The organism is Cohnella sp. GCM10012308, from assembly GCF_042649185.1.
Classification (GTDB): Bacteria; Bacillota; Bacilli; order Paenibacillales; family Paenibacillaceae; genus Cohnella.
Map to the genome: position 1 here is coordinate 194,137 of NZ_JBHRYU010000009.1, position 16,058 is coordinate 210,194.

12 protein-coding genes are annotated in these 16,058 nt (G+C 55.2%); 2 read left to right on the plus strand and 10 right to left on the minus strand.

Annotated elements, in window-relative coordinates:
• Window positions 1-42 precede the first annotated feature (42 nt).
• The 7 genes from ACFOTD_RS13430 to ACFOTD_RS13460 form a co-directional block, all read right to left on the minus strand.
• Entirely contained in the window at window positions 43-1,725 is a 1,683-nt protein-coding gene (locus tag ACFOTD_RS13430; protein WP_378119485.1) for a glycosyl hydrolase, read from the minus strand.
• A gap of 166 nt (window positions 1,726-1,891) precedes the next feature.
• Window positions 1,892-3,391: a response regulator gene (locus ACFOTD_RS13435; RefSeq protein WP_378119487.1), complete on the minus strand. Its 1,500-nt coding sequence runs from the start codon at window positions 3,389-3,391 to the stop codon at window positions 1,892-1,894.
• Between the two features lie 14 nt (window positions 3,392-3,405).
• Window positions 3,406-5,142 carry a sensor histidine kinase gene (locus tag ACFOTD_RS13440; protein WP_378119489.1) on the minus strand — a complete coding sequence of 579 codons (1,737 nt, stop codon included), beginning with the start codon at window positions 5,140-5,142 and terminating at the stop codon, window positions 3,406-3,408.
• Between the two features lie 91 nt (window positions 5,143-5,233).
• Window positions 5,234-6,802 carry a type 2 periplasmic-binding domain-containing protein gene (locus ACFOTD_RS13445; RefSeq protein WP_378119491.1) on the minus strand — a complete coding sequence of 523 codons (1,569 nt, stop codon included), beginning with the start codon at window positions 6,800-6,802 and terminating at the stop codon, window positions 5,234-5,236.
• Between the two features lie 115 nt (window positions 6,803-6,917).
• Window positions 6,918-7,778: a carbohydrate ABC transporter permease gene (locus tag ACFOTD_RS13450; protein ID WP_378119493.1), complete on the minus strand. Its 861-nt coding sequence runs from the start codon at window positions 7,776-7,778 to the stop codon at window positions 6,918-6,920.
• Window positions 7,772-8,650 carry an ABC transporter permease gene (locus ACFOTD_RS13455; RefSeq protein ID WP_378119522.1) on the minus strand — a complete coding sequence of 293 codons (879 nt, stop codon included), beginning with the start codon at window positions 8,648-8,650 and terminating at the stop codon, window positions 7,772-7,774. The genes ACFOTD_RS13450 and ACFOTD_RS13455 overlap by 7 nt, the downstream gene beginning before the upstream one ends.
• Before the next feature lie 193 nt (window positions 8,651-8,843).
• A complete protein-coding gene (locus ACFOTD_RS13460; RefSeq protein ID WP_378119495.1) occupies window positions 8,844-10,580 on the minus strand; it encodes an FAD-dependent oxidoreductase in 1,737 nt (578 codons plus the stop codon).
• A gap of 119 nt (window positions 10,581-10,699) precedes the next feature.
• On the opposite strand from ACFOTD_RS13460, the gene ACFOTD_RS13465 reads away from it, so the two are divergent.
• Together ACFOTD_RS13465 and ACFOTD_RS13470 are read left to right on the plus strand one after the other, a co-directional pair.
• Entirely contained in the window at window positions 10,700-11,602 is a 903-nt protein-coding gene (locus ACFOTD_RS13465) for a helix-turn-helix domain-containing protein (protein ID WP_378119497.1), read from the plus strand.
• Between the two features lie 135 nt (window positions 11,603-11,737).
• Window positions 11,738-13,303: an MGH1-like glycoside hydrolase domain-containing protein gene (locus ACFOTD_RS13470; protein ID WP_378119499.1), complete on the plus strand. Its 1,566-nt coding sequence runs from the start codon at window positions 11,738-11,740 to the stop codon at window positions 13,301-13,303.
• 407 nt (window positions 13,304-13,710) lie between these two features.
• Here ACFOTD_RS13470 and ACFOTD_RS13475 read toward each other — a convergent pair whose 3' ends face one another.
• From ACFOTD_RS13475 to ACFOTD_RS13485, 3 genes are read right to left on the minus strand one after another with little or no spacing between them, the layout of a single operon-like run.
• Window positions 13,711-14,169 (minus strand): DUF2691 family protein, encoded by a 459-nt coding sequence (locus tag ACFOTD_RS13475; RefSeq protein WP_378119500.1) that lies wholly within the window; start codon window positions 14,167-14,169, stop codon window positions 13,711-13,713.
• A gap of 46 nt (window positions 14,170-14,215) precedes the next feature.
• Window positions 14,216-14,878 carry an HAD family hydrolase gene (locus tag ACFOTD_RS13480; protein WP_378119502.1) on the minus strand — a complete coding sequence of 221 codons (663 nt, stop codon included), beginning with the start codon at window positions 14,876-14,878 and terminating at the stop codon, window positions 14,216-14,218.
• Between the two features lie 27 nt (window positions 14,879-14,905).
• A complete protein-coding gene (locus ACFOTD_RS13485; RefSeq protein ID WP_378119504.1) occupies window positions 14,906-15,475 on the minus strand; it encodes a hypothetical protein in 570 nt (189 codons plus the stop codon).
• Window positions 15,476-16,058: the final 583 nt, after the last annotated feature.

Below are 16,058 nucleotides of genomic sequence, written 5' to 3' on the forward strand. Positions count from 1 at the left end.
CTTGCGCGACGAAGACCGGGATCTCGAACGATCGGTTCAGTCTTACTTGTCTATTCTGACGTTGTCGACATACAAAGTGCCCGTGTCGTTGCTGGCGACGCCGAACGCTAATTTATTGAGGTTGACCGCTCCCGTATCCCGGAAGCTAAGCTGATCGCCCTTCTTCACGCCGTTCACGTACAGGTCGTACTTCTTGGTCGTCGTATTCAGTACGGCCTTCACGTCATACCACTTGGCATAGTCGATCGGCTGCAGCGCGACGAGCGTCGATCCGTCATAGGCCCGCAAATATCCGTTTTGCAGGCCGATGTGCAGGGCGACCTTGCTTGGGCTCGAGCTGTCCACGACGAGGAAGTCCTTCCAGCTCGCCTCTTCCGTGCGGATCGTCGCTTTGACGTTTACGATGCCGGTCTGCGGGCCGAACGTCCTTTTGGCGCTCGTCTCGCCCGTAGTCGACGTTTTGCTGATCTTCATGCTCTGGTCCCGGCCCGCCAATCCAACGGTTTTCTCATTCGAGAGCGCAACGGCTCCGCCGGTTGCCGTCGTCGTCCAGTTGCTCAACGATACGATAACGCCGTTAATGTAGACGTTGAAGGCATCCTTGAAGATGAAGGTCTCGGGAACGATCGTCCTGCCGAATGCGGGAACATCCGCTCTCGTGATCGTATCGGGACTCTGATAGAAGGCCCTCACGTCCCAGCCGATGTTGCCCGGCCCGTTCCCGCCCGGGCTCCCGTAAAATTCATTGTCCAGCCAGCCGGTGGACCAAGTGAGAAGCCAGGTATAGTCGAAGGTGTTCTTGAGCGCGGCCAAATCCGGCAGTTTGGCGACCTCGGACAAGCCGTAGCGCTTGCCGTTCATAATAGCGGCCAGTTCGGCGTTCGCAAGCGAAAACTTTTCGTTCGTGCTCTCCTCCGCATAGACATCAGCCCCGCCCAGATCCACGTACGATGCGCCGGGATAAAAGCCTCCAGGTACAGCGTTAAAATTGTCCCGCGCCGGCGCCCACACCCAGATCAGATTGTTCAGACCATGATAATTCGTGAGCCGGTCGTACATGTTCTGCCACAGCTTCTTGAAGCTGGCCTGCGACTTTCCGCCCCACCAAAAGCCGATGTTCATCTCGTGGTAAGGCCGCCACAGCACGACGACGCCTTGATCCCGCAGCGTCTTCAGGTAGCCCGCGATCGTATCGACATGCGCCAGCCACTTGGCATATTCGGGCGTGCCGGGCGTCGTAACCTTATCAAAATTAGCCTGCGTCATCGTGCTGATCACGCTGTTCCAGCCGCCGTCGTCAGGCGTCGCGTCGAGCGGATTCGTCTCGTGCCAGGAGAGCTGGACGAGCCCTCCCTTTTTCCAATAATCGGTTGCCTGAGCCACCATATAGTTCCGCCAGTCGGCCACCTCGCCGAGCGTGCCGTTCGTATGCTTATAACCGAAGTCCATGCCGATCATGGCCGGATATTTGCTCGCGAGATAGCCGATATGGTCGATCTCGTTGAAGCCGTATACGTCGCTGACGAACTGTCCCGAGATAATCTTGTTGTTCGTATATACCGTGTCGAAATAATTCAGCACGTCCTGTACCGCCTGCGTCGCATTCGGGTTGGACGGCGTAGCCGCGTAAGCCTTGTCCGCTCCGCCCAGCTGTCCCGAGACCGGAGCGATCAGCGTTACCAGAAGCAAAGCAGCCAGCGCTTTGAACCGCCATATGTTCCTCATTAAGAAACGCCTCCTTGATTTGTAATCGCTTTCGGATCCTTCATGCTCACGATCTGCGCAAAAAAAATCCCCCCTCCTCCTGCATGATCAGCATAGCAAGAGGAGGGGGAGCGAACTAGCAACAGCTTTCTGCTGTTCATGCAATAGATTTGCGTTTCGCGCGCCGTCAGCCGCGTCCGGCCGCAAGGCTCTTTTTGAATTCCGCCGGGCTTTGCGTCTCGAACCGCCTGAATATTTTTATAAAATAGCTGTCGTTAACGAAGCCGACGAGCTCCGCCGCCTGACTGACGGATTTCCCTTCCGCGAGCAGCTCTTTGGCGCGGTCGACGCGGACCTGCTGAACGAATTGAATCAAGCTGAACCCCGTTTTTCTCTTGAACAGGCTGCTAAGATAGCTCTCGTCGAGCGAAGCGAACGATGCCATCGAGCGCAGCGTAATGTTTTTTTGATAGTTCGTATGAATATAGCCGATGACCTTGTTGATCTCGGCATGATCGGTGAAGGCCGAACGCTCCTGCACGATGCGGTCGACGGCCTCAGACACGATGCGCTCCATCCGCTCCAGCAGCTGTCCGTGCGTGACAGCCGTCTCGATTTGCTCGTAGTCGGACGGCGACGGCGTAACGTACTGCTCCATCAGACGGAGCAGCTGCCCGGCCTCGGCTTTGACCTGCAGGAACGGCAGCCCGCGGCGCTCCATGTCCGCCCACTGGCGGGCGAGCAGCGCGAGACAGTCGGCGACTTTGACATGCTCGAAGCTGGCCAGCCATTCGCCCCAGTAGGCTCTTCGCCCGGGTTCCTGGCGCTGCGAAGACGCTGTCTTCGCTTGTACGGCCGTCTCCCCGACGCGGATCGGCCCCTTGTCGCGTCCGTACCAGAGCGCGTCCAGCCGCCGAAGCACATCCAGCCAGCCTTGTTCGAGACGTTCGCCCTTCAGGTCGAGACGATAGGCGAAGACCGCCCCGCCTTCTAAAGATAATGCGTTTACGGAAGCAACGCCTGGCTGGCTACACCAGCAAAAAAACGTCGTGACACCTGAAGAGGCATAAGAATGAACGATTCGCTCCGTAGCAGGCGCTTCGGCGAACAAACGCTGAACGAAGGACGATGAACCCCCGCTCGCTTCCCCTTGAAGCAAACAAAAGACGGATACGTACGGCAGCGGCGGCTCGATATCCGGGAAGACCGGCGCAAAAGGCGCCCCATTCGCGGATTCATAGCCGTCCCATAACTTCCCGTAGACGGCTTCGTAGCGCTCCAGCCGGCGGAACCGGCTCCCCTCGCTTCTGGCAGACAGCTCCTTCGCCGCCTTGGCCAGCGCCTCCTGAAGCGTCTCGATCGTCATCGACAGCTTCAGGATATAGCTGCTGGCGCCGTATTCGAGCGCCAGACGCGCGTACTCGAACTCGTTCATGCACGTCAGCATGATAAAGCGCGCTTCGCTGCCCTGCTCCCTGGCCGTCTTCAGCATCATGACCCCGTCCATCTTGGGCATCATGATGTCCGTTATGACGATATCCGGCCGCAGCGTCTCGACGAGCGCGGCGCCCTCCTCGCCGTTGCCCGCTTCCCCGACCAGCTCGAAGCCCGACTCGGTCCACGGGATCATCTCCCTGAGGGAATCTCTGACGAACGCTTCGTCCTCCACGATGACGACTTTCCACATGGCAGGCGCCTCCTTTACGAATAAGCTGAGTCATACGGCTTGGCGACCAGCAGCGGGATGACGATCCGCACCCGCGTCCCCGCATCGTCCGAATCCGTCTCGAGGCTTGCGTCGGATTTGAACAGCAACGCCAGCCGCTCGCGCAGATTCGCGAGGCCGATGCTGTTCCGCTTGCGGATCCGCTTGACCTGGGCCGATGCCGCCAACCCGATACCGTCGTCCGCCACCTCGATGACGAGGCGGCCGTCCTGCGCGAGGATGCAAATATCGATCGCGCCTTCCTTTTCCGTCCCTGCGAAGCCGTGAATGATGGCGTTCTCGACGAGCGGCTGCAGCGTCATCTTGGGCAGCAGCGCATGCTCGAGCTCCGGACCGACTTCATAACGAACCGAAAAAGGATGAAGATGGCGATTTTGCTGGATCGCGACGTAGGCGCGGATCAACTCAAGCTCCTCGCTCACCCGGATCAGCTCGACGTCGGTATTGAGGCTCGTCTCCAGCAGCAGGCCGAGCTGCACGCAGATCGAAGCGATTTCCCGCTCGTTTTTGCGCATCGCCAGCCACTTCACCGTGTTGAGCGTGTTCAGCAGAAAATGCGGATTCATGACCGCGATCAGGCTCTGGTAGCGGAGCGCTTCCTTCTGCTTTTCGTCCCGCTTGATCTTGGCGACGAGATCCTGCATGTCGCGCAGCATCCGGTTGAACGTACGCGACAGCGACAGAATCTCGCCCTCGTAAGGCTTTTCGTTGATCCCTTTGACGAACCGCTGCTCCACCGTCTCGGACATGCGGCGCTCGAGCAGGTGGAGCGGCCGCGTAATGCGCCGGAGCACGTAAAACGTAATCGCGACGAACGCCAGCATGATTCCGATAAAGGTGAGCAAATATCGGATCTGCTGCTGGTGCAGGTCGCCGAAGTAGATCTCCATCGGAAAGCTGCTTACGATGGTCCATCCGAGCGAAGGCAGCGTGCCGACGCTTACGACCGCATTTTGATGCACGCCGTTTTTCCATTCCCCGGTTAGCACGACATCTCTGTAGATGGCAGCGTCCAGTCCCCGGCTTCGGGTGCTGGCCAGCGTTTCGCCCTTTTCGTCCAGGATGTAATAGTCCTGATAGACGGCGAACGCTTTGGCGATCGACCGCAGCCAGTCCTCGAAACGGAAGGCGACATGTACCATGGCGAACGCGCTGCCTTCGCTCTCCAGGAGCGCGTAGAGCGACAGTTCGCTCGGCACGGCGTTTTGCGCGGATGCGCCGCTGATCCACACGTATTTCACTTGACCGTTCTCGATCGCCCGAAAACCGCCCTCCTGCCGCAGCGCGGCGTAATCCGCGGGGCCCTCGCCGTCCATATAGGCATGCCCCGCCAGATCGAGCACCGTAAACGACAGCTGCGCGCTGTTCAGCTCGTTTTGCTCCTTGAGCCTGCGCAGGCTCTCGGACACGATCCGGCCGCGCTCGGACGCTTCGATCGCGTTGCCCGCGCCGAAAACCTCCTGCTGCCGGAGCATCAGCTCCAGCGTCACGACGGAGGTCAGCATGAAGCTTCTCATGATTTCGAAGTTTTGCCGGACTTGTCCCATTTGCAGGCTGTTCTGCTCGCTCACCCGGTGCGAGATCAGCTTTTCGGTATTGTCGTACATGCTGAGCTGAAGCAGCAGCAGCGGCACGAAGATGAGCAGTACGAAGGCGGCGAACAGCTTGTGCTTGATCGTTTTCGGCTTGAGTCTGTACAGGGCTGCGCGCATGGAGCTTCCTCCCGGGACGATCGATCGAATACGAACATTGTAGCAAAGAGAGCGAAGGGCAGCCTAGCTCCCCTTCGCTTCTTTTAGAGCCTTATTGCAAATAGCCGAGCGCCTTCAGTTGTTTGTTCGCCTCCTCCACGTATTGCTTGTAGCCGTACGTGCCGTCCAGCGTGGACAAGAACTTGTCGTACTCGCTCATCGGGGCCTTGCCGAAGACGAACTTCAGCAGCTCGTCGTTCATGAAGCGCTGGGCGTCGGCCAGATTCACCGTCTGCGGCGTGTCGATGAAGCTGTTGTACACGTCGAGGCGAGGCTTCGAGGACGCCGCCTGGATCTGCGCGGACTGCTTGGCGAACTTTGTAAGCAAATATTCCTGCTCCGGCCGGCCCATGATTTGATACACCCAGCTGAACGAAGCATCGCCGATCTTGTCGGTGACCGCGGGCTTGCCGTCCTTCATCGTAAAATGGGTGCCTTCGATTCCGTATTCGACGAGGTTCAATCCTTCGCCTGTCGAGACGTAGTTGAGCAGCTGGAGAATGCGCTTCACTTTGTCCGGATTTTTCTCCAGGCTTTTCGGCAAGGCGACGAAGCCCGAAGCGCTGCCGAGGTCGTAGGAGCTGTCGAAGTCTCCGCCGGCGCCCTTGAACGCCGGCACGACCTCCCATTCCGCGTTCGGATTGGCCGCTTTGATCGCGGTCTGGTTCTCGTCCTTGAACAGGTTCCAGTCTCCGTAGAAGATGCCGGCCTGTCCTTTGACAGCTTTGTCCGTCGCGGCCGAGCCTTTGTTGGAGAATACCTCGGGATCGACTGCGCCTGCGTTCAGAAACTTCTGGACGGAGGCGATCGCGTCTTTATAAGCCGGGTCGTAGACGGCCCCGATCGCCTTGCCGTCCTTGATATAGATGTCTTTGTACGAGCTGCCGACGCCCAGCGAGCCGAACAACGGGTTGAACGCGTTCCAGTCGTTCGAGGTCATGCCGATCGTGTCCTTCTTGCCGTTGCCGTCCGGGTCCTTCTCGACGAACGCCTGGGCGACGGCCAACAGCTCGTCGACGGTCGTCGGCATCTGCAGATTCAGCTTGGCGAGCCAGTCCTTGCGGATCCAGTAGGACTGCGCGAGCAGGTTCGGCGCTTTGGCGATCGCGTACGATTTGCCGTCGACGGTGCCCTTCTTGACGCCGTCCGCAGTCGCGAGGCTCTGCGCGTCCTGCAGTTGGTCAAGGTACGGCGTCAGATCGAGCAGGGCGCCCATATGCGCCAGCTGGAGCAGATGATTGCGGTCCGCGAGCTCCATCACGTCCGGATAATCGCCGGCGGCGATGCGCGTGCTCAACTGATTTTTCAGCTCGTCCGGATTCGCCGGCAGGCTGAGCGTCAGATCGATGTTCAGCTTCTTGTCGAGCTCCGCCTTGACGAAGTCGTCCGCAGGCAGCTTCGTGCCCCAACCGATTTTGACGACTTCGATTTTCATTTTCTCGCTTGATTCCGGCGATGCCGATGCCGATTGGCTTGGCGCGGCCGAAGCCGAACCGGCCGTCGTCCCCGACGGAGAAGGAGACGCCCCGCCGTTCTCGTCGTTGCTGCCTCCGCAGCCAGCTAGCAGCGTGCCCAGCATGCCTAATGAAGCGATCGCGACCCCGAAGCTCTTTTTGTTCATTTGCCCCAACCTTTCTCGTTAGAGAGTTGATCATTTCTATTGAATCTATTGAATCAAGGCGTTTGCCTTGGTTTCAACCGTTTTTTCCGCGCTCTTCAGGGCTTATCCTGGTTTGTCAGCCCTTGATCGAGCCCAGCAGCATGCCCTTCGTAAAGTACTTCTGAATAAACGGATACACGGCGATGATCGGCAGGCTCGCCACGAGGACGGCCGCCATCTGCAGCGTTTGCGTCGGCAGCGTGACGTCGACCGCGATTTCGCTCATCTGGCTCTGCAGCAGAATGTTGCGCACGAATACTTGCAGCGGATGAAGGTCCGGATTCGTCACGTACAGGACCGCCTGGAACAGCTCGTTCCAGTGCCCGACCATGTAGAACAGGCCGACGGTCATCATGCTCGGCAGCGAGAGCGGCACGACCATTTGCAGCAGGATCCGGCTCTCCCCCGCGCCATCGATTTTCGCCGACTCGAACAGCTCCTCGGGCAGCGATTCGAAAAAGCTTTTCATAATCAAAATGTTGAAGCTCCAAATGGCGTTCGGCACGATCATCGCCCAGACCGTATTGAGGAGGCCCGTCGCCTTGACCACAAGATAAGTCGGGATGAGGCCGCCGCTGAACAGCATCGTGAACACGACGAGCAGCAGAAGAAACGATCTTCCTTTGAGCTTTTTGCGGCTGAGCGGATAAGCCATGAGCACCGTCAACAGCATGTTGACGAACGTTCCGGCGACCGTGATGAACACGTTCACCCCGAACGCCTGCGGCAGGCCGGTCTGCTGAAACAGCCCCTTGTAGGCCGACAAGGTGATATGCTTCGGCAGCAGCACGAACCCGCCGTTCTTGACGACTTCCGCGTAGGGCGTCAGAGATACCGAGAATACGTACAGCAGCGGAAAGACGGCGGCCAGCGCGGCGAATGCCAGCACGATAAAGATCGCCGTATCGAAGACAAGGTCGCGTTTGGACTTTACCATATCCCGCCGCCCCACCGCTTCGCCAGCGCGTTGGATAAGAGGACGAATACGAATCCGATGCCTGATTTGAACAAGCCGACTGCGGACGCCAAGCTGAAGTTCATCTGCTCGAGACCCGTACGGAACACCCAGGTATCCAGAATGTCGGCGACCGGATACACCTGCGGATTGTACATGACGTAGATTTGTTCGAAGCCCGCGTCGAGCACTTGTCCGAGGCGCAGAATGAGCAGCAGGATGAAGATTCCGCGGATGCCGGGCAGGATGATGTGCCAGATGACGCGCAGCCTTCCCGCCCCGTCGACGGTCGCGGCTTCATGCAGCGTCGGATCGATGCCGGCGATCGCGGCCAGGTAGATGATCGCGCCCCAGCCGAGATTTTGCCAGATGTCGCTGCCGACCAGCAGCGACCGGAACCAATCCGTCGACGTCAGGACCGGAACTGCCTTGCCTCCGAGTTCCACGATCCAGCGATTGATGAGCCCCGAGCTCTCGGAGAAAAAGGCGAGCACGATGCCGTACACGATGACCCAGGACAAGAAGTGAGGCATGTAGGTGAGCGTCTGCACCCACTTCTTGAACCATCCGACCCGGCATTCGTTCAGAAGGATCGCCAGCAGGATCGGCGGCAGCATGCCGAAGACCAGCTTGTAGGCGCTGATGAGGACGGTGTTGCCGAGAATCTGAGAAAAGTACGGGGATTCGAAAAACATCCGGAAATATTTGTACCACGGGTCCGCCCATGGGCTCGAGAACAAGCCGCCCATGATGTTGTATTCCTTGAACGCGATCGTCACGCCGTACATCGGCAAGTATCGGTAGATCAGGAACCACGCCACCCCGGGAAGCAGCATGAAGTACAGCGCCCGCATCTGCCACAATCCGGCGAATCTTTTCCGTCTCGCAAGCGTGTTGCTCAAGTGTCCACTTCCTTTCCAAGTGATTTGATAGACTTAGCATAGCAGGAAGCGCAGCTTTGCAAGATCGACGGATTTGGGAAGTTGATGCAACAAATTTTGTGTGCGGCGAGTTGGAGCGAAGTGCAGCCAACGCGCTGTCCGCGCGTTACTCGTCGATATCCCAGGCGAAAATGCGCGCTTGGTCGGCTCCCCACGTGCGCATCGGAATGAGGCGCAGCGCTCTCGTCGTCACGTCGACCTGCAGCTTGCGAAGGCGATGGTAGTTTCCTTGGATCGCCGCAAGCTCGGTCCATGCGCCGCTCTCGTCCTCGTATTCCACGCGGAAGTCCTTCACGATCGTCTCCGGCAAATGATAGTTTTTGCTCTGCAGCGGATAGCTGTTCAACATGTTTCTGATCTTCCGGTTCAGATGGCTGTCGAATACGAAACGCAGCCTGCGGACGCGGCGGGGCTCGTCGAACCGGTATTCGATCCAATCGCCCGGCGCGCCCGTCCAGGCGTTGTCCGCGTCCCCGACCGGCCGGTCCCAGCCATTGCGCAGCGGCTCCGCGTCGCCGATCGACGCGCTAAGACGGGCGCTTAGCGTCAATGCCGGCTGCGCTCTTTTGCGCCAGGGCAAGTAACAGTCGTCTTCCATCAGCGTCGATTGCAACTCTTGCATGCGATGCCGGTAGACGCTTCTTGGCATTAGACGGTCCCGGACCGCGATCGCGGCCGCCGTTCCGATCGCCTGCCCGAGCATCGCGCAAGTGCCCATGACCCGCGTCGAGCTCATCGCGGCATGCGTGGCGCTGATGTTGCGTCCCGCGAAAAACAGGTTGTCGATATTTTTGGAATACAAGCTGCGGTACGGAATGCCGTAGGGAGAAGGCGCCGGATGGTAAATCGTCGGATGGCTTCCTTTGTGATGGAAGCCCGCCGGGAAGTGATCGTCCATGCTCCAGCCGCCGTAGGCGACGAGGTCGTCGAACCGCCCTTCCGCTTCGATATCGTTTTGCGTCAGTATATAATCGCCTACGTACCTCCGGCTCTCCCGCTTGCCGGGGAGGAAGCCGATCCAGTCGATAACCCAGTTTTCCACGCCGTGATCGCCGCGGTTTTTCATATGATCCCATACGCCGAACACGATTTTCAGCAGCTCGTCCTTTGTCTCCTCCGCGTCGTGAATGGCGTCGCGGTCGCCGCCAAGCTCGATCCACCAGAAATTCGTACGCTTGTCGTGCGGCCGGTACGGCAGGTCGTCGTCGCTTGCGTACGTATGCGCCCAGGCAGGCGGCGTGAAGGGCTGGGGCCGGTCCGTCTCCCGGATTTGAAAGAGGCAGCTGAGGCCCATCGTATGGTTGTCCCCCCGCTCGGGCTCGATCGACTCCCCGAATTCGCTCGCCGCCTCTCTGCCGTAACGGAATTCGGCGCCCGTGAGAGGGGCTAAGATACTGTCTCCCGAGCAGTCTGCGAAGAGCGTCGCTTCGACCGTGTGCCACGTCTCGGTCGTCAGCTGCCACCCCTTCACGGACTTGATCGTTGAATCGATCGCGCCGCCCATCTCCGCTTCGGTGCACGTGCAATTGAGCAGCAGCGTAATGTTCGGTTCGAAGCGAACCTTTTCGTAGAGCACGCTGTCCCAGACCGAATAGCACGCAGTCGGGTTGCGACGCAGGTTTTCCATCTCGATCTCTTCGAGCAGTCCGGTCTCCCGCTTGTTTGGGCCGAGCGCGCCGCCTACGTTCATCCGGATCTCCGAGGAGGCGTTGCCGCCGAGTACAGGCCGGTCTTGCATCAGCACGACCTTGCTTCCGTGCCTGGCCGCGGCGATCGCCGCGCACATGCCTGCCAATCCCCCGCCGACGACGCAGAGGTCCGCCTGATGGCTTTTGTTTTTCATCTTCAATATTCCTCCTTCAATTTGCTTATCCGCTAATGTAGTATAGAAATGCCGGCATTTCCTTCAAAATTCTGCAAGCTTGCTAGAAATATCGGCTAATCATGGAAGGCGGACTGACGATGGAGAACCCGAAGTACGAAGCGCTGTACGATTATCTCTCGCATATCAGCCGGCAGTACAAGCTGCAGATTTGCATCGTCGACCACCATGCCGTCATTACGAGAGATCCGGCGTTTTCCAATCTGCTGAACCCCTTCCTCCTTCATCGCAACAGCTACTGCATGTTCATTAAGTCGTCCAGCAAAAGCCTGTTCGACCGATGCTTGTGCAAACGGGAGGCGATCGCGGAGAAGAGCGCCCGGCTCAAACGTCCTTTTTACGGGATGTGCTATGCGGGCGTCGAGGAATACGTCGTCCCCGTTTTTCATGAAGAAGAGACCGTCGTCACCATCTTCGCGGGCGCTTATCGCAGCCGGCCTCGCACAGCGCTTCATCGCATGAAAAAAATAGCCAAATCCCATGACCTGGATTACGACGCGATGATCGCGCATTACTTTTCCGAATTGTCCGCCGACGTGCCCGACCCTCCGCTCATCCAAGCGTTGCTGTCGATCGCCGCGCAGTACGTGAGATTCATCTATGCGGACGCGCTGAGCGCGCATCCCGCCGCCCCCGTCCAGGTCAGGAAAAACACGAATTCGAATTCGGATTACATCCTCATTCACGCGCTCGAATTCATACACAACAACTTCGCGGAGCAGCTGTTCGTCGCGCGGATCGCGGCGCACTGCCACTGCAGCGAGTCTTATATCAATCATCTTTTTAAAAACAAGATGGGCGTCACGATTAACCATTACATCAATCGGCTGCGCGTGGATGACGCCAAAAAGCAGCTGGCCGAATCCGGCGCTTCGATCAAAGAAATTGCGATAAACGTCGGCTTTAACGATCCGAACTATTTCTCCAAGGTATTCGGCGACCTGTGCGGGTTGTCCCCGACGCAATATCGCAATCAAGCTTGAAAGGCCTGTCGCGCCACGGCGGGCTCTTTTTTTGCATGATTTTGAAGATACTCTGCAGAATTTTCAAGGAATGACGGGCGATTCCACACGACAATAGATGTATCTAACTCTATAGATGATTGCGAGGAAAGCGGCATGAGCAAAAGCGTGGACATCGGTAAGGCATCGCTGCCTGCGACCGACGTGGTTTTCAGGACGGATCATTGCGCGCTGCAGCAGCTGTTCGACCGGTGCGAGGACATGGCGAAAAAGAATCTCCAAACGTTCCCGGGCTATCGGGTGCTCGTCGAGGGATCGTATTATCCGAACGTATGGCTTGAAACGCAACCGATGGGCGGCGAGATGTATGCGAAGCGCAACATGGAGGCGGCGCTGAACAACCAGCTCATCTTCATGGAAAATCAACGAGAAGACGGCAGAATGCCCGGGATGATCTCGGTCTTGGACGGGAAGCTGCATGCGGACTTTGCCTGGTTCCAAGGCTACTGCTTCCCCGGCCCTGCGCTGAACGTGTATTACTGGATGAAGAAGGACCGCGCTTATCTCGAGCGTCTGTATGATGTGCTTGAGCGATTCGATGCGTACTTATGGAAAAATCGGGATTCGGACGGGGACGGTTGTCTCGAAACCTGGTGCGTCTACGATACCGGCGAGGATCACAGCACGCGGCTGGCGGGGGCGCCGTATATGTGGGATGGAGAAACCCCGCCTTCCGGCATCGGCCAGGTTCCGTACGAATCGATGGATGTTATGGGCTATTCCTGCCACGGGAGAGAGGTTCTCTCGCTGATCGCCTGGGAGCTCGGGAACGGAGAAGCGCCGCACTGGCGGGCTAAGGCGGAGGAAGTTCGCACGAAAATCGCGTCGTATCTCTGGCGTCCCGACAAGTATGCTTGTTACGACAGGGATTGCAATAACGAATTTATGGACGTGCTTGTGCACAACAATCTGCGGGTCATGTACTTCGGCGGGTTCTCGCAAGCGATGGCGGATGAATTCATCGGCCGACACCTGCTTAATCCCGCGGAGTTCTGGACGCCGATGCCCCTGCCTTCGATCGCGGCGAACGATCCGTTGTTCCGGAACATCGCGAGCAACGATTGGAGCGGACAGCCCGAGAGCCTGACCTATCAGCGGGCGATTCAGGCGCTGGAGAATTACGGGCATTACGCCGAAATCACGCTGCTCGGCAACATTTATCTGAGCGTGCTGGCGAAGCATAGCTTTTTCCCGCAGCAGTTCGATCCCTTCACGGCGGAACCTAGCAAGGCCAAGGACGGTTATGGACCGGCCATCCTGTCGGCGCTGGAATATTTGTCTCGGCTCTATGGCGTGCATCTATGCAAGGATCGGGTCTATTGGGGAGGTCTGCGGGACGCGGATTACGAACGAAGCTATACCCAGCAATGGGGCGAGGACCGCTTTGTATTGGAAAGCAAAAACGGCATGTTCACAGGTTCGATAAACGGGAAGCAGGCGTTCGGCGCCTCTAACGGCGTAACGGTCGTTACCGGTCTGCGCGGCCAAGTTCTGGAGATCATCGGCATCGAAGCCGCGGCCGTTGATGTCGATATGATCATCGAGGGACAAAGCTACCGGTTCACGATCAAGCCAAATGAAGTGTACGCGATCGACTCAGGAAGCGCTTTTTCGAAGCGGCAAGTGGCGTTTGACTATCCTTTTGAAGTGAAAAATCAATAATAGGAGAGACGATCCGCCCAGTCCGGCCTTCGTGCAGCGCCGGGCGGACGGATTGTTTAAAAATGGGCTTTCGTCACATCATAAAACGATTGCACATTATCTATGGGACCGTTCGTCAACCTTTTGATCACCTTATCGATGGGAAACGTACGGCTCCTGTTTTCGGCCTTGACATGAATGCATGCTCCGTCTCCGAAAACGTCCTCGCTGCACCACTGCCACTGTCGATCCGGTTGATGGCGAATCATCAACTCGCCGATGTAACTCCCCCAGATGAGGGACATCGAATAAACTTGATTCGGTGTGGGCTTCTTTCCCGTAATGGCACGAAAAGCATTTTTCACAGCCCCACGACGACCAGAACCGCTTTTCTTAGTTGCTGTGATAGGAAGCTTTAAACTATAAAACTACCACACCTTAAACTTATATCTGGCATCCGTTTGATCGATTAGCTCTGGCGTAAACCCTCTGCTCGATATAAATTGAAAACAACTTGTTATAACCTCGGGATCCTTTAAATACACGTCAATATAGTAACAATCCGCAATAAGCACAACGATCTGAGCCGAGCTTTGAACGAAATCATCCCAATTATTGATTTCCGGTTCGTTAGAAACATGTTCATTCTCTTTTTTAAAAGCAAAAAACTCACCGAAAATGGCGTGCACCGCATGCTCGCTAAAATCCTTCAGTAACTGTTGACCGTCAGTGAATCTCACGTTGAAATTGATGTCCAATTCAGCATCCAACGTGTCTAAATTATCGATGTACCATAGGTAATCATTAGCATTTAAAAATGAAAAAATGTGGTCCGTTTGAATATGATCTCCCTGATTCGTTTGAAACCTCAATCCTCTAATCGACATTTACGGCACGCTTCCTTCCACACGTATTCAAACGCATTAATGCTACTTACAGTATTTCTGCTAGTTCTTTTAAATGTCTAATTGTATAATCCGGCCTGATCACTATCTCTTCTCTCCATGATTGATTCGCTTCGAGCCATATCGTCTTCATTCCAGATTTCCCTGCGCCTTCAACGTCGTTCTTGGGATGATCCCCAATATACAGGCATTGTTCTGGATGAAGACCGAGTTTCTCCAATGCCATTTCAAATATCCGAGGGTCCGGCTTCTTCACGCCAGCCTCTTCAGAGACGAGTATGACGTCGAAATGATTTCTAATTCCTAACCGATCGATCTTGCCGTACTGAATTTTAGTTCTTCCGTTTGTAATTAAACCCAGTTTATACTTCTGCCGAACATGACTTATGATCTCCGATGCGTAGTCCATCAATAAAGCATTTTCTACATAATGTACGTTATAGTAACTCAGCAGTTCGTTGATCTCAGGTTTAGTCAGCCAAGGAAGTTCTTCTAGCAGCTCCGTAAACAATAAGTTCTTATCCTTATAACCATCTTCATCTAATTCAATAATACGGCTCACAATGGAATCAATTTGATTGGAGTGTTGGAAATAAGCATGAACGAACGATGATGTGAAATGTTGAAAAGTACGGGTTCGATCTAAGAGCGTGTTATCCAGATCAAAAAGAACGGCTTGAATGTTGTTCATGTTTTCTCCGCTCCTATGTAATTTTGCTTATCGATCATTTAACATTTCGTTGATACGAAGTATTTCAATTCGATCCTTCTCTGCTCTAAGATCAATATATTCATGCTCGGCTTCTATAAAAAGTTGTTTATTATGAAAGAAACCTAAGATTCTTTTGGCTTCGTCATTTAATTTTTCTCTGTAGCGATTCATTGCGACATGATTTTGTTTCAGAAAAATCCTTTCCTCGTCAAGCGTAGATGCATAAGACATCGCAATATACCTTAGAAAGGAATACCCATCGCAGTAATCGTCATACAACGAATCCAAAATTTCAAAATAGTATTCAGGTTTTTCGAGCAATTCAGTTAAGCTAATTATTATTCTTTCCTGCTCGTAGAATCCGATTTTTATGGGAAGAAGTCTGATCTGCTTTTGGGTTTCCGAGTTTGCATATTTGCTTTTGTAATCCCTGGTTATAAATTGGTAATAATGTTCTTTTCCCAATATCTCTTCGAGTTCTTCATGACTATAAAGCCACTGCTCAAGTTGATCTAGATTAACGCGGGCCTTTAGAAATTGATATAAATATCTATGAGCGGCGACTGTATCGAGCATGAGCAAACACCAACTTTAATTTATGTTATTTTGACCGCTCCGAAAGACATTGTTCGCTTCCGAATAGCTTTGAACGATGATCCCCTACAACAGCAACGCTCACTATGGCCATGGTCATGTACGAAATTTCTTTTTTTGTATACCATGTTAACCATAGCAAGAAGCTAATTAATAGCAGCAACGAACATAAGTTAAGCATCGAATAGGCTAAAATCAGCTTATGCTTATTGTTTATCAGCTTGTCCGCCAGCCATTCCGTTGGGCCGACCGACCACCGCCCGCACCATTCTTTTTGCGTAATACCTGCATATATACATCTATTTTTTCCGATATCGCCCCTATTGAAAAGGATAGATGCAAAAATGCAGGTATTTTCCTCCATCAGCAAGATTTCCAGCATAAACGCTGGATTTACCTGCATTTTTGCAGGTATTTCATCGCGCTCCGTTGGTCGGCGATGACGTATAGTAGTTTGTGTACCATGTTTTGGAGCCTAGTCAGGCAACAAAAAAGTAGGGTATCCTCGGGACTGCGATATCACCAAGGAGGAACCCTACTCGATGAGTACTATACCCGAAAACCT